We start from the raw sequence: 12,824 nt of genomic DNA, 5'->3' as shown, positions 1-12,824 counted from the left end.
TCTCCGTTGTGCGTAACTATCTATCGCGTGGAATTCTTGATGAAAGGTCGTGCGCGTGCGCTCGACAATGACTTCAGGCCGATTACTTGACCAGCACGGCCATGATGTCTTCTTCGCGCATCACCAGCAGCTCTTCGCCGTCGACCTTGACGGTTTGGCCGGAGTATTTGCCGAACAGGACGCGGTCGCCGACTTTGACTTCGAGTGCGCGCAGTTTGCCGTCATCCTGGAGTTTGCCGTTGCCGACAGCCAAGATTTCGCCTTGATCCGGTTTTTCAGCAGCTGCGTCAGGAATGATGAGGCCGGATGCGGTTTTGGTTTCCTGGTCGAGACGCTTGACGATAACGCGATCGTGCAATGGGCGAAGGTTCATGCAAAACTCCTTAATATTCAATGGTTTAGTAGCTATTGGTCAGGACCGCCTCGGGCGTTCCCGGTGTTTCAACATGTCCCGCGGTGTTGCCGCAAAGACTAGAAAGAGTTGTTAGCACTCTCTACTAACGAGTGCTAATTATAGGGACGGTCAAGGTCTTTTTCAAGGCGTCCTGTTGACTATTTAATGGACGAGCTTGATCTTGCGCAAACCCCGGGTGCGCCGCGCCGCACGCCGCCGGCGCTATCTCAAGGCGGTGCGGCGCGCTTCTCTTACATCCCCTTACATCAATCGTCCACCCGTGCGACTGATTCGGTTGACGGACTTTCCTTCACACCCCTATAGTTACGGGATGATTTCTGAATTCACCGAACTGTCCGACAAAATCGACCGGCTTGCCGAGTTGACCCTCTCACTGCGCGCCGAGAATACCCAGCTGCGGCAATGGAATACGCAGGTGCGCCAGTCGAACGCGCAGCTGTTCGCCGAAAAGGAGGCGTGCCTGGTGCGCCTGAACGAAGTGCAGCGCCGGGTCGAAGCGCTGCTGGCGCAGATGCCCGATCCGAACGGCGTGACCGTGGCGAGCGCGGCGCCGGCGCCGGCGCCGGCAAGCGGAGGCGGGCAATGATCCAGCTGAACGTGATGATCATGGGAAGCTCGTACCGCCTCGTGTGCAAGGAGGGCGAAGAACGCACCCTGCAGGAAGCGGTCAGTTATCTCGACGGAAAAATGTGCGCGGTGCGCGATTCGGGCAAGGTCAAGGGCAACGACCGCATCGCCGTCATGGCCGCGCTCAATATGGCGGCCGAATTCCTGTCGGTGAAAACGCCGCAGGGACCGCTGGCCGAAATGACGATTTTGGAAGTCAAGCAAAAACTCGGCGAGATGCATGCGGTGCTGGACAACGCCCTGACCCCGCAAGAAAATCTGTTCTGAGTTTAATTTCGTTTGACATGACGGTGCATCGGAGTAAACTGCGTCTCACCCTGCGGTGTTCGCGATTGCCATATATTCCTTGAACCATTTATGTGCACAGGTTGCGGAATTTTGTTCGATGGGAGTGAGCGTCGCTTGTCCGACGAACCCGAAATTGGACTAACTGTGACCGCCTTGAACCATTAGGTTCAGGATGCCGGTAAAGACGGCACATGCGGGGCTCTGATTTTTACAGGCGGTTGCAAGCATTCGGTGCGCAACCGTTTTTTTATGGGCGCGCGCTTCGCATGCCGGCGCGCGCCGAACGGAGTCCATGCCATGGCCTACTGGCTGATGAAGTCCGAACCGGACGAAGTAAGTATCGACGATGTGCTGGCCGCGCCGCGGCAGACGGTGGGCTGGTTCGGCGTGCGCAATTACCAGGCGCGTAATTTCATGCGCGACGGCATGCGGGCCGGCGACCTGGCGCTGTTTTATCATTCCAGCTGCGCCGAACCGGGCATCGCCGGCATCGTCGAAATCGCCAGCGGCGCGTATCCGGATGCGACCCAGTTCGATCCCGCCAGCCAGTATTACGATCCCAAGGCCACCCTCGAACAGCCGCGCTGGATCGGCGTCGACGTGCGCGCCGTGCGCAAGACCGCCTTGTTGAGCCTGAAACGATTGCGCACCATTGCCGCGCTGGCCGACATGCGCCTGCTGGCCAAGGGCAGCCGCCTGTCGGTCATGCCGGTCGAGCCGCACGAATGGCGTACGATCGAGGCATTGCTGGAACCATTGCTGGAACCATTGTTGGAACAATAGGCCAGTCGGGAGGCACGATGCCGGGTCGCGCGAACACCACAGCCACCGAGCCTGCGCCGCGCCGGCGCGTGCTGGCCGCCATGGGCGAGCCCGCCGAACAGCGACGGGTCCAGGCCTGCCTGGCGCGCCTCGGCCTGGAGTGCGAGCTGGCTGCCGATGGCCCGCGCGCGGTCGAACTGGCGCTGGCGGGCAATGTCGACCTGGTCGTGATGGCGCTCGATTTGCCGCTCATGAACGGCCTGGAGGCGGCCAGCCTGCTGCGCGCGGCAGGCGCGGGCATGCCGCTGGTGGCGCTCGGCGCCGACACGGCGCCGGAGAATGTGGCGCGCTACCTGGACGCCGGCTTCACCCATTGGCTCGCCAGTCCGCTCGACGAGGCTGCGCTGGCCGCCTTGCTGGCCGCTTTGCTGGCCGACTTGATGCCGGCGGCGCCGGCGCTGACCCTGGCCCAGCTCGACGGCTTCGCTGCCGTGCGGCGCGGCTTCGAAGCGGGCCTGGCCGCGCGCCTGGCGCGTATCGACGCTTTGCTGGACGGCGCCGACCTGCCCGGTGCGGCGGCGCTGGCGCATATGCTCAAGGGCAGCGCCGGCAGCTTCGGCCATCCGCGCGTGAGCGAGCTGGCGGGCGAACTGGAACAAGCCTTGCTCGACGGTGAAACCGGTGCGGCGCTGCAGTTGCTGGCGCAGGTGCGCCGGCTCGACGATGTGCGGCATTTGCTGCCGCCTGGCGATTGAGAGGGGAGGAACGATGAACAAGGATGCCACGCTGGTCATGATCGCCGACGACGATGGCGCCATGCGCAGCCTGCTGGCCATGGTGCTCAGGGAACACGGCTACCGCGACTTCGTGCACGCCTCGGACGGCATCCAGGCGTCCGACCTGATGCGCACGGCCGGCGCGGCGCTGCGCCTGGCCTTCCTCGACATCGACATGCCCGGCGCCAGCGGCCTCGAAGTGCTGGCCCTGACCCGGCAAAAACGCCCGGACTGCGCCTGCGTGATCGTCAGCGCCCACAGCGCCGTCGAGAACGTGCTGGCGGCGGTGCGCGGCGGCGCCGCCGGCTTCGTCGTCAAGCCCTACTCGGCGCAGAAGATCGCCGACGTCCTGCTCAAGATCGAGCGCGCGGCGCGCGCCTGACGCGCGAGAGCCGGTCCGGCCGCCGGCGTTGCGCGCCGCGGACCTGAAAAATACCGTAGTCGTTCGGCAACACGATGCGCCGAAGCCATTTTCGCATGCTATCGTGTCCCCATGCCGACCCGCGATCGCCCGCGTTACCAACTTCGCTCCAGCCAGATCGCCTTGCTGTTCGGGGGCTTTCTGTTCGTGGCGATCGTGTCGGTGCTCGGGGCGGCCAGCTGGACGGCGCGCAAGCAGACCGTCGGCGAATGGCGCAAGCAGCTCAGCAACCTGTCGCTGGTGCTGGCCGAGCACATCGGCCAGCAGGTAAGCTCGGCGTCGCTGGTGCTCGACAGCGTGGCCGACTCGGTGCAGGCCGCCGGGATCGACAGCGACGCCGCCCTGCGCGCGCGGATGGGCGGGCAGGCCATGTTCGAGAGCATGCGCGACAAGACGCGCGGCCTGCCCCAGGTCGACGTGGTCACCATCGTGGCGGCCAACGGCGACGTTGTCAACTTCACGCGCGCATGGCCGGCGCCGCCGATCAATCTGGCCGACCGCGACTATTTCCGCGCCCACCGGCGCGACCCGGGGCGCGCGCTGTTCATCAGCCAGCCGGTGCGCAACAAGGGCAACGGACAGTGGACGTTCTACCTGAGCCGGCGCCTGAGCGGTCCCAAGGGAGAATGGCTGGGCGTGGTGCTGGTCGGCTTTTCCTGTGCCTCGCTGGCCGAGTTCTACAAGAAAATCACGCTCGGGGAGGGGGCCAGCATCTCGCTCTACCGGCGCGACTTCACCCTGCTGGCGCGCTGGCCGCATGTCGACGAACTCATCGGCAAGGTCAACCGCACCGGCTCGACCTTCCAGGTCGTCGAACTGATGGGCAAGCGCGATGACGTGGTCCTGACCTCGACGCCGCGCTTCGCCGAAGGGGGCGCCCCGGTGCTGCGCATGGGGGCGCCGCGCATGGTGGGCAATTATCCGCTGATCGTCAACCTGACCATTTCCGAAGACTTGCTGCTGGCGCGCTGGCGCGAATTCAGCATGGTGCGCCTGCTGCTGGCCATCGTGGCGGGCGCGGCGGTGCTGTTCGCCTCGCTGGTGCTGTACCGCCTGCTGCGGCGGCGCGAGCAAGACCTGGAACTGACCCGCTCCCTGATGCTCAAGGCCGACGCCGCCAACCGCGCCAAGTCCGATTTCCTGACCATGATGAGCCATGAAATCCGTACCCCGCTGACCTCGATCATCGGCTTTGCCGAACTGCTCGGCAGCGCCGCCGAGCCGGCGCTGCGGGGCGAGGCCGGCCAGGTCATCTTGCGCAACGGCCAGCACCTGCTCAGCGTGATCAACGATATTCTCGACCTGGCCAAGATCGAAGCGGGCCGCCTCGGCCTCGAACACGTCCCGTTTTCTCCCGCCGAGACGGCCTGGGGCGTGGAGTCGGTGATGAGCGCCCAGGCCCGCAGCAAGGGCATCGATTTCATCCTGCGCATCGACTACCCCTTGCCGGCCCGGGTGCTGGGAGACCCGACGCGCTGGAAGCAGGTATTGTTCAACCTGTGCGGCAATGCCATCAAGTTTACCGAACTGGGCGCGGTGACGATGACCTTGCGCTACGACGCCGCGCGCGGCCTGCTGGCGTGCGCGGTGAGCGATACCGGGATCGGCATGTCCGAGGCCCAGCTGGCCCAGTTGTTCAAGCCGTTTTCGCAAGCCGACAGCGCCACCACGCGCCGCTTCGGCGGCACCGGCCTCGGCTTGTACCTGGTGCGCGAGCTGGCCACCAAGATGGGCGGCGCGGTGACGGTCGCCAGCACGGCGGGCCAGGGCTCGCGCTTCGACATCACGATCCCGGCCGCCGCGCCCGAGGGAGCCGGCTGGCTCGACGCCGCGCCGCCGCAGACGCGCCCGGGCCCGGCCGAGGGCGGCGTGGCACAGTTGCAGGGGCGGGTCCTGCTGGCCGAGGACGGGCCCGATAACCGTACCCTGATCGGCGCATTCCTGGGGCGGCGCGGGCTGTCCTGCGAGCTGGCCGACAATGGCGCCCAGGCGGTGGAGCGGGCGCTGGCGGTCGAATTCGACCTGATCCTGATGGATATCCAGATGCCGGTCATGGATGGCGTCGCTGCCACCCGGCTGCTGCGCGCGGCCGGGCTGACCTGCCCGATCGTCGCCCTGACCGCCAACGTCATGCCCGAGGACGTGGCGCGCTACCTTGCGGCCGGCTGTTCGGACTGTCTCGGCAAGCCGCTCGACATGGCGCGCATGGATGCGCTGCTGGCACGCCTGCTGGCGCCGGCCGCGGTCCTGGCGCCGTTCGGCCTGGACGAGCTGGACAACTACGACGACCTGGTGCGCGCGTTCGAGGCCAGCCTGATTGCGCGCCTGGCGCAGCTGGCGGCGCTGCTGGAACAGGGCGCCGACCAGGCCGCGGCGGATCTGGCGCATATGCTCAAGGGCAGTGCCGCCAGCTTCGGCTTTCCGCGCGTGACCGGGCTGGCCGGCGCGATCGAGCAGGCGCTGCTGTGCGGCGAGCGCGCCACGGCGGCGCGCCTGCTGGCCGACCTGAACGCCTTGGATGAGGTGCGACGCGTCATGGCGGCGGCGCAGGGGAACCGGCGCGCGCCGGCAAACACGGGAACCACGGGAGAGACGACATGAACACGATGGGCGGCATGGCGCCGGTAAGCAAGCACGACACTACTGTCCTGATCGCCGACGACGAGCGCCTGATGCGCGACTTGCTGGCGAGCATACTCAAGCGCTGCGGCTTCCAGCATGTCCTGTTCGCCGCCGACGGCCAGCAGGCGCTCGACCTGATGCGCCAGGAGGGACCTTCGCTCGGCCTGGCTTTTCTGGACATTCACATGCCCGGTTTTTCCGGCATCGAACTGCTGGCCCTGGCGAAGCATTGCTGTCCGGCGTGCGATTGCATTATCGTCAGCGCCGACAGCGCCGTCGACAACGTCATGTCCTCCCTCAGCGGCGGCGCCGCCGGCTTCGTGGTCAAGCCCTATACGCCCAAGAAGATTGCCGATGTGCTGGCCAGGTACACGCGCGGAGCGCAGCCATGAGCGGCCCCGCGGCGCCTGCCGCCAAACGCCTGATCCTGCTGGTCGACGACGATGTGCTGATCCTCGGGCTGCTCGGCAAATTCCTGCAGCTGGCCGGCTACGAGGTGCGCATCGCCACCAGCGGCGCGATGGCGCTGGCGATGCTGGCCGAGAGCGGCCGCGTGCCCGACCTGGCGCTGCTGGACGTGAGCATGCCGGGCATGTCCGGCCTGGAGCTGGCCGAACGCCTGCATGCCGACGGCGATATCCCGGTGATGTTCTTGTCGGGCAATGACGACCAGGCCACCGTGCGCCAGGCGATCGACGGCGGTGCCGTGGGCTACCTGGTCAAGCCGGTCGATACCGCGCGCATCGCCCCCAGCGTGCAGGCGGCGCTGGCGCGCGCGGACGAACTGCGCCAGTTGCGCGGCAACGAGGGCCGCCTGACCCTGGCCCTGCAGCAGGGGCGCGAAGTGGGGATGGCGGTCGGGGTGCTGATGGAACGCCACCGCACCGATCGCGACAGCGCGTTCCAGATGCTGCGCGAGCACGCGCGCTCGCACCAGAGGAAGCTCAACGACGTGGCGGCCGAACTGCTGGCGGCGGCCGAAGCGCTCAACTTCGCCGATCCGCGCCTGGGGCCGCGGCGCGAGCGCAAGTAGGCCCGGCGCGCGGCGTGGGCGCGTGACGGATGCGCAACGGCGCCACCGATAATTATTGCCATATGGAAATTTCGAGCGTAAGCTGGCCCTGTCGCTTCGATGGTATCGGCGCCCGCACCGCCGCCGCAACCCTTCCTCGTTGCCGGGATACCAGTCGACCTTGTGCGGGCCACCCCCTTCGCGGTGGACATCGCCTGTTTTCCCGGCCCAGCTCCCGCCGCTCCACGACCGTGCGCCAGCGTGCCGGTGCGCCATTCCCGCATCCTGCCACCCGGCGTGCGCTCCCCTTCGATACCGGGAGAGCGGCAGCGCCAGGCCGCCGCTCTCCCGGGTTCGCCGTCTCCCCGGCAGGCGCCGCAGTCCGCCAGGCAGGGATGGCCCGATTCACAAAAAGGATTGACCATGAAGATCGCTCGACACAATATCGGTACCCGCCTCGCCATCGGCTTCGCGGTCCTGCTGGCCATGATGCTGGCGCTGGCCGGCACCGGCCTGCGTTCGCTGGGCAACGTGCAGGGACACATGCACAGCATCGTGCACGGACATTTGCAGCGCACCGAGCTGCTGCACCATTTGTCCGAATCGGTGCACATCGTGGCCCGTGTTTCGCGCACCATGGCCCTGCTGTCGGACCAGGCCGCCATGGACCGTGAGGCGCTCAAGATCGTCAAGGCGCGCGAGCGCTACGAAGCCGCCTTCAAGACCTATGCTGCCACGCCGCAGGACGCCGCCGAGCACGCTTTCGTCGAGCGCCTGACGGCCATCGAGCAACGCGTCCGGCCGCTCAACGATGACGTCCTCGTGCTGGCGCGCGCCGGCAAGCAGGCCGAAGCGACGGCCCTGCTGCTCGGCCGCGCCGGACCGCTGACCCAGGAGTGGCAGGATGCGATCGCCGACCATATCGATGCCGAGCTCAAGGCGGTGGAAGCGGAGGCCCAGGACGCCGGCGCCAACTACGCGTGGGCGCACGCCCTGATACTCTGGCTGAGCGCGGCGGCGCTGCTGGCCGGCGGCGTGCTGGCGTGGCGCGTCACCCGCTCGATTACCGTGCCCATCAAGGCGGCGATGGCGGTGGCGCAAACCGTCGCCGCGGGCGACCTGACCAGCATCATCGAGGGCCATGACGAGGACGAGACGGGGCGCCTGATGCTGGCCCTGCGGCAAATGAACGCCAACCTGGTGCGCATCGTGGCCGAGGTGCGCCGCGGCACCGACAGCATCGCCGGCGCGACCGCCGACATCGCCAGCGGCAATCTGGACCTGTCCGCGCGCACCGAACAGCAAGCCGGCGCGCTGGAAGAAACCGCCTCCTCGATGGAAGAGATCACCTCGACCACGCGCCAGAACGCCGGCAATGCGCGCCAGGCCACGCTGCTGGCGGCTTCGGCCTCGGCGGTGGCGCGCCAGGGCGGCGCCGTGGTGGGCCGCGTGGTCGATACCATGAACGGCATCAATGAAGCGTCGCGCAAGATCGTCGACATCATCTCGGTGATCGACGGCATCGCCTTCCAGACCAATATCCTGGCCCTGAACGCCGCCGTCGAGGCGGCCCGCGCGGGCGAGCAGGGCCGCGGCTTCGCGGTGGTCGCATCCGAAGTGCGCAACCTGGCGCAGCGCTCGGCGACGGCGGCCAAGGAAATCAAGGTCCTGATCGCCGATTCGGTCGCGCAAGTCGGGTCCGGCACGACCCTGGTCGGCGAGGCTGGCAGCACCATGAGCGAGGTCGTCGCCAGCGTGCAGCGCGTGACCGACATCATGGCCGAGATCAGCGCCGCCAGCGCCGAACAGGACGCCGGCATCGAGCAAATCAACCGGGCCGTCAGCGACATGGACAGCGTGACCCAGCAAAACGCGGCCCTGGTCGAACAGGCCGCCGCCGCCGCCGCCGCGCTGAACCAGCAGGCCGCCGAGCTGGCCACCGTGGTCGGCGCGTTCACGCTGGCCGCCCCCGCCCGGGCCGGTGTCGCGGCGCGATCGCGGCAGCAGGATTTGTCGACAATTTAGTTGTTCTTGGGAAATTTTCAGGGTATGCTGTAGCCAGCTTGTTCCGATCGCGCCGCCATTGCCCGGCGGCCCTCCCGCAACCCCTCCCCGTTGCCGGGATAGCGCCACGGAATCGTTTTTCAAGGCCGCCCCTGTCCGGGCGGCCGCTGTTTCCCCCTCGGCCCCACCCCGCCGCTTCACGACCGACCCTCATGCCAGCGCGCGCCCCCTGCGCTCGCCCGCTGCCGCTGTACGGCCGCTTGTCCTTGTCAATCACCTTGTCCGAACCGAAGGAGCAGCATGTTCCATACCGATTTTCGCGGCGCCACCGCGCCCGCCATTGCCTTGCCCCGCGGCGCCCGCGCCGTGCCATTTTTCAGGAGCCCATCATGACACTGTTGAATCTCACGATCGCCCGGCGCCTCTGCCTCGGCTTCGGCATCGTCCTGGTCTTGCTGGCCACCGTCGCCAGCCTCGGCATCGTCAATCTGATGCGCCTGCACGACGATGCGGCCATCCTGGTCGACAATCATTGGCCCAAGGCCAAGCTCGAAGGCGAGGCGCTCGATAACGCGCGCGGCAGTATCGCCCGGATGTTCCAGCTGGTGGCCGGGATCGACGAGGCCCGCTCGGCGGAGGCGCTCGCCCGTTTCGAGGCCAACCGCGCCGCCTTCGATGAGGCCCTGGGCAAGCTGGGCCTGATGTTGCGCACCGAGCAGGGCAAAGCCAACCATGCCGAAGCGCTGGCGCTGCGCGACCGCTACGTGCAGGCGTGCGCACAGGTACAGGCGCTGTTCAAGGATGGCCAGCGCGAGCAGGCGCGCCAGCTCGCCTACGGCGATGCCTATACCGCCATGCAAGCCTTCGTCGCTTCCCTGCGCAGGCAGACCGCCTTGCAGGCGCGCCTGTTCGAAGAAGTCGGCACGCACGGCGAGCAGGTCTTCGCGACGGCACGCAGCCAGCTGCTGGGCGTGAGCGCGGCCGCCCTGCTTGCCGCGCTCGCCCTGGGCGGCTGGATCACCCGTTCGATCACCGTGCCGCTGGGCGAAGCGCTGCGGGTGGCCAGGACCGTCGCCTCGGGCGACCTGACCAGCATCATCGTGGTCGACCGGACCGATGAAACCGGCGAGCTGCTGCTGGCCCTGAAGGGCATGAACGATGCCTTGCTGGCGGTGGTGGGCGAGGTGCGCAGCGGTACCGATGCGATCGCCACCGCGTCGAGCCAGATTGCCAGCGGCAATCTGGACCTGTCCGCGCGCACCGAGCGCCAGGCCGGCTCGCTGGAAGAGACCGCGTCGTCGATGGAAGAAATGACCTCGATCGCGCGCCGCAATGCCGACAATGCGCGCCAGGCCAGCGCGCTGGCGGCGCGCGCATCGGATGTGGCGCAACAGGGCGGGGCGGCGGTGGCGCGCGTGGTCGGCACCATGCACGACATCAACGAGGCATCGCGCAGGATCGTCGACATCATCGCCGTCATCGACAGCATCGCCTTCCAGACCAATATCCTGGCCCTGAACGCGGCGGTGGAGGCTGCGCGCGCCGGCGAGCAGGGACGCGGCTTCGCCGTCGTCGCCACCGAGGTACGCAGCCTGGCGCAGCGCTCGGCCGGCGCGGCGCGCGAAATCAAGGCCCTCATCGGCGACTCGGTCGAGAAAGCCGGTATCGGCGCCCGGCAGGTCGAACAGGCCGGCGGCACGATGGACGAGATCGTCGCCAGCGTGCGCCGTGTCAGCGATATCATGGCCGAGATTGGCGCTGCCAGCGGCGAGCAGGAGGCGGGCATCGGGCAGATCAACCAGGCCATCGGCGAGATGGATGTCGTGACCCAGCAAAATGCGGCCCTGGTGGAGCAGGCGGCCGCGGCGGCGGCGGCCCTGCAGCAGCAGTCGGGCGTGTTGTCCCAGGTCGTGGCCGCCTTTACCGTTGCGCGCGCCGCGCCGCCGCGCCAGCCGCGCGCCGGGCGCAGCGCGCCGGCGGCGCTGGCCGGCCCGCGCACGCGCGCATGGGAGCACGCATGATGGCACGCGCCCACGATGAGAGCGCCGGCGGCGCGCCCGCCGGCAGCACCGAACTGTTCGAACAGATGCGCCAGGAATTCACCATGACCCTGCTGCACGAAGGGACGCCGGAACAGCTGCCCGCCGGCCTGGGCACGCTGGCTGCGGCGACGGCGGGCGGCGCCCATCCGGGCATCGCGGCCCTGCTCGAGCTGGCGGCCAGCTACCGCGTCCAGCTGGCTTATCAGATCCGCTGCGTGCTCGATGCCCAGGCCGCCCGCGCCGGAGCGGCTTGCGCCGGCCCCGCCCCGCGCGTATTGCTGATCGAGACCGACGAAACGCTGCGGCGTACCGTGGCCGCGCTGCTGGAGCCTGGCTGCCACCTGGTGCTGGCGGCCAGCGTCGCCGACGCCGCCACCTTGCTGGCCGGGGCGCGCTTTCGCCTGGTGGTCGCCGACAGCGGGGTGAGCGGGGTGGCCGCGCTGCTGGCCGCCTACGCCGGCTGGGACGGCGCCGCGCCGGTGCTGCTGTTTTGCGGGGGGCAGGCGCATGCCGCCAGCGCCGGCGGACAACTGGCGCTGGCCCTGCGCGCCTTCGGCCGTGCCGATCCGCTCCGGGGTGGGCGGTGAGCGCGCCAGCCCCGTCGCCGACCGGGCTGCGGGTGCTGGTGGTCGACGACGACGCGCTGCACCGCGCGCTGATGCTGGCCTTGCTGCGCCAGCTCGGGGTGGCGCGGCCGCTGGCGGCGGGCGACGGTGCGGCCGGCCTGGCCGTGCTGGCCGACAGCCCCGAGGCGCCCGACCTGGTGATCGTCGACCTGAAGATGCCGGACATGGATGGGATGGCGTTCCTGCGCCGCGCCGGCGCCCAGGGCGCGTACCGCTTCGTGCTCTCGTCCGCCTTCGATGGCGGGGTGCTCGCTTGTGCCATGCAGGGCGCGCGCGCGCACGGGCTGGACGTGGCCGGCGTGCTGCCCAAGCCGGTCGAGCCGGCCCGCCTGGCGAGCCTGCTGGCGGCCGCCACCCGCGCCACGCCGCCGCCGGCCGCGGCCCCGGCCGGCGCGCGCTGGAGCCGGGCCACGCTGGCGCGCGCGCTCGGCGCCGGCCAGTTCGAGCCGTATTTCCAGCCTCAGTGCGCGCTCAGCGGCGGCGCTTGCCGCCAGGTCGAGATCCTGGCACGCTGGCGCCATCCGCGCCTGGGCGTGATCGGTCCCGAGCACTTCATCGACCTGATGGAGGAGGAGGGCTTGCTCGATGGCTTGACCGAACACGTGCTGGGCAAGGCGCTGGCCTGGTGCGCACGCTGGGACGGCGCCGGCATCGCCCTCAGGCTGTCGCTGAACGTCTCGCCGCGCAGCATGCAGCGCCATGATTTTGCGGATCGCCTGCTGGCGCTGGCGCGTACCTATGGCATCGCGGCGCAACGCATTACCCTGGAACTGACCGAGACCGCGCTGCCCGAGCACGCCGCCGATCTGCTCGATTCCGTGGTGCGCCTGCGCATGCACGGTGTCGAACTGGCCATCGACGATTTCGGGATCGGCTATTCCTCGCTGCAAAGGATCGCTGCGCTGCCGGTCACCGAAATCAAGATCGACCGCAGCTTCGTGAGCGCCGCCGGCGCCAGCGACAAAGGCTTGCTGATCCTGTGCTCGATCACCGAACTCGCTTCCAGCCTGGGCTTGCGGGTGGTGGCCGAAGGTATCGAGACCGAGGCCGACGCCGACCTGGTGCGCGCGCTCGGTTGCACCATCGGCCAGGGCTACCACCTGGCGCACCCGATGGCCGGGCCGGCGCTGGCGCCCTGGTACCGCCAGCGCGCCGGCTTGCGCGGCGCGCCCGGGCTTGGTGTAAAGTAGGCATTCCCGACCGGGAATGTTCTCTTTTGGAAATTTATG

General features: G+C 68.4%; 13 protein-coding genes and 1 other RNA gene. 13 read left to right on the top strand and 1 reads right to left on the bottom strand.

The window, feature by feature from the left end; translation table 11 throughout:
- Positions 1 to 82: 82 nt before the first annotated feature.
- Positions 83 to 373 (bottom strand): co-chaperone GroES, encoded by a 291-nt coding sequence (groES, locus tag EJB06_RS18670; RefSeq protein WP_126075516.1) that lies wholly within the window; start codon positions 371 to 373, stop codon positions 83 to 85.
- A gap of 352 nt (positions 374 to 725) precedes the next feature.
- Here groES and EJB06_RS18665 point away from each other — a divergent pair, with 352 nt between their 5' ends.
- The 13 genes from EJB06_RS18665 (at position 726) to EJB06_RS18605 (ending at position 12,785) form a co-directional block, all read left to right on the top strand.
- Complete coding sequence (locus EJB06_RS18665) at positions 726 to 1,001, top strand: hypothetical protein (RefSeq protein ID WP_126075515.1); 276 nt, start codon at positions 726 to 728, stop codon at positions 999 to 1,001.
- Complete coding sequence (locus EJB06_RS18660) at positions 998 to 1,309, top strand: cell division protein ZapA (RefSeq protein WP_126075514.1); 312 nt, start codon at positions 998 to 1,000, stop codon at positions 1,307 to 1,309. Before EJB06_RS18665 ends, EJB06_RS18660 begins: the two co-directional genes overlap by 4 nt.
- Positions 1,310 to 1,353: 44 nt before the next feature.
- A non-coding RNA gene (gene ssrS / locus EJB06_RS18655) (6S RNA) lies at positions 1,354 to 1,534 on the top strand.
- Between the two features lie 93 nt (positions 1,535 to 1,627).
- Positions 1,628 to 2,113, top strand: coding sequence for an EVE domain-containing protein (locus EJB06_RS18650; RefSeq protein WP_126075513.1), 486 nt, complete (start codon positions 1,628 to 1,630; stop codon positions 2,111 to 2,113).
- A 17-nt stretch (positions 2,114 to 2,130) separates the two neighbouring features.
- A complete protein-coding gene (locus EJB06_RS18645; protein ID WP_164557964.1) occupies positions 2,131 to 2,847 on the top strand; it encodes a response regulator in 717 nt (238 codons plus the stop codon).
- A gap of 13 nt (positions 2,848 to 2,860) precedes the next feature.
- Entirely contained in the window at positions 2,861 to 3,250 is a 390-nt protein-coding gene (locus EJB06_RS18640; protein ID WP_164557963.1) for a response regulator, read from the top strand.
- Between the two features lie 111 nt (positions 3,251 to 3,361).
- Positions 3,362 to 5,890: a hybrid sensor histidine kinase/response regulator gene (locus tag EJB06_RS18635; protein ID WP_126075510.1), complete on the top strand. Its 2,529-nt coding sequence runs from the start codon at positions 3,362 to 3,364 to the stop codon at positions 5,888 to 5,890.
- Positions 5,887 to 6,303: a response regulator transcription factor gene (locus EJB06_RS18630; RefSeq protein WP_126075509.1), complete on the top strand. Its 417-nt coding sequence runs from the start codon at positions 5,887 to 5,889 to the stop codon at positions 6,301 to 6,303. Before EJB06_RS18635 ends, EJB06_RS18630 begins: the two co-directional genes overlap by 4 nt.
- The gene (locus tag EJB06_RS18625; RefSeq protein ID WP_126075508.1) at positions 6,300 to 6,944 is read left to right on the top strand and encodes an ANTAR domain-containing response regulator; all 645 of its coding nucleotides are present in this window, start codon (positions 6,300 to 6,302) and stop codon (positions 6,942 to 6,944) included. Before EJB06_RS18630 ends, EJB06_RS18625 begins: the two co-directional genes overlap by 4 nt.
- Positions 6,945 to 7,346: 402 nt before the next feature.
- On the top strand, positions 7,347 to 8,948 hold the full coding sequence (locus tag EJB06_RS18620; RefSeq protein WP_126075507.1) for a methyl-accepting chemotaxis protein: 1,602 nt from the start codon (positions 7,347 to 7,349) through the stop codon (positions 8,946 to 8,948).
- Positions 8,949 to 9,316: 368 nt separating this feature from the next.
- Complete coding sequence (locus tag EJB06_RS32985; protein WP_126075506.1) at positions 9,317 to 10,948, top strand: methyl-accepting chemotaxis protein; 1,632 nt, start codon at positions 9,317 to 9,319, stop codon at positions 10,946 to 10,948.
- The gene (locus EJB06_RS18610) at positions 10,945 to 11,556 is read left to right on the top strand and encodes a response regulator (protein ID WP_126075505.1); all 612 of its coding nucleotides are present in this window, start codon (positions 10,945 to 10,947) and stop codon (positions 11,554 to 11,556) included. Before EJB06_RS32985 ends, EJB06_RS18610 begins: the two co-directional genes overlap by 4 nt.
- Complete coding sequence (locus tag EJB06_RS18605) at positions 11,553 to 12,785, top strand: EAL domain-containing response regulator (protein WP_126075504.1); 1,233 nt, start codon at positions 11,553 to 11,555, stop codon at positions 12,783 to 12,785. Before EJB06_RS18610 ends, EJB06_RS18605 begins: the two co-directional genes overlap by 4 nt.
- Positions 12,786 to 12,824: the final 39 nt, after the last annotated feature.

The sequence above is a fragment of the Massilia atriviolacea genome, from assembly GCF_003953935.1.
GTDB classification, from domain to species: Bacteria; Pseudomonadota; Gammaproteobacteria; order Burkholderiales; family Burkholderiaceae_D; genus Telluria_A; species Telluria_A atriviolacea.
The sequence above is the reverse complement of the archived record's forward strand: the minus strand, read 5'-3'. Positions and strand labels throughout refer to the sequence as shown.

What these genes read in the sequence shown, in the direction of transcription:
- EJB06_RS18645 (WP_164557964.1), top strand. Translation starts at nt 2,131, where the DNA reads ATGCCGGGTCGCGCGAACACCACAGCCACCGAGCCTGCGCCGCGCCGG.
- EJB06_RS18630 (WP_126075509.1), top strand. Translation starts at nt 5,887, where the DNA reads ATGAACACGATGGGCGGCATGGCGCCGGTAAGCAAGCACGACACTACT.
- EJB06_RS18610 (WP_126075505.1), top strand. Translation starts at nt 10,945, where the DNA reads ATGATGGCACGCGCCCACGATGAGAGCGCCGGCGGCGCGCCCGCCGGC.
- EJB06_RS18620 (WP_126075507.1), top strand. Translation starts at nt 7,347, where the DNA reads ATGAAGATCGCTCGACACAATATCGGTACCCGCCTCGCCATCGGCTTC.
- EJB06_RS18635 (WP_126075510.1), top strand. Translation starts at nt 3,362, where the DNA reads ATGCCGACCCGCGATCGCCCGCGTTACCAACTTCGCTCCAGCCAGATC.
- EJB06_RS18640 (WP_164557963.1), top strand. Translation starts at nt 2,861, where the DNA reads ATGAACAAGGATGCCACGCTGGTCATGATCGCCGACGACGATGGCGCC.
- EJB06_RS18660 (WP_126075514.1), top strand. Translation starts at nt 998, where the DNA reads ATGATCCAGCTGAACGTGATGATCATGGGAAGCTCGTACCGCCTCGTG.
- EJB06_RS18665 (WP_126075515.1), top strand. Translation starts at nt 726, where the DNA reads ATGATTTCTGAATTCACCGAACTGTCCGACAAAATCGACCGGCTTGCC.
- EJB06_RS18625 (WP_126075508.1), top strand. Translation starts at nt 6,300, where the DNA reads ATGAGCGGCCCCGCGGCGCCTGCCGCCAAACGCCTGATCCTGCTGGTC.
- EJB06_RS32985 (WP_126075506.1), top strand. Translation starts at nt 9,317, where the DNA reads ATGACACTGTTGAATCTCACGATCGCCCGGCGCCTCTGCCTCGGCTTC.
- EJB06_RS18650 (WP_126075513.1), top strand. Translation starts at nt 1,628, where the DNA reads ATGGCCTACTGGCTGATGAAGTCCGAACCGGACGAAGTAAGTATCGAC.
- groES (WP_126075516.1), bottom strand. Translation starts at nt 373, where the DNA reads ATGAACCTTCGCCCATTGCACGATCGCGTTATCGTCAAGCGTCTCGAC.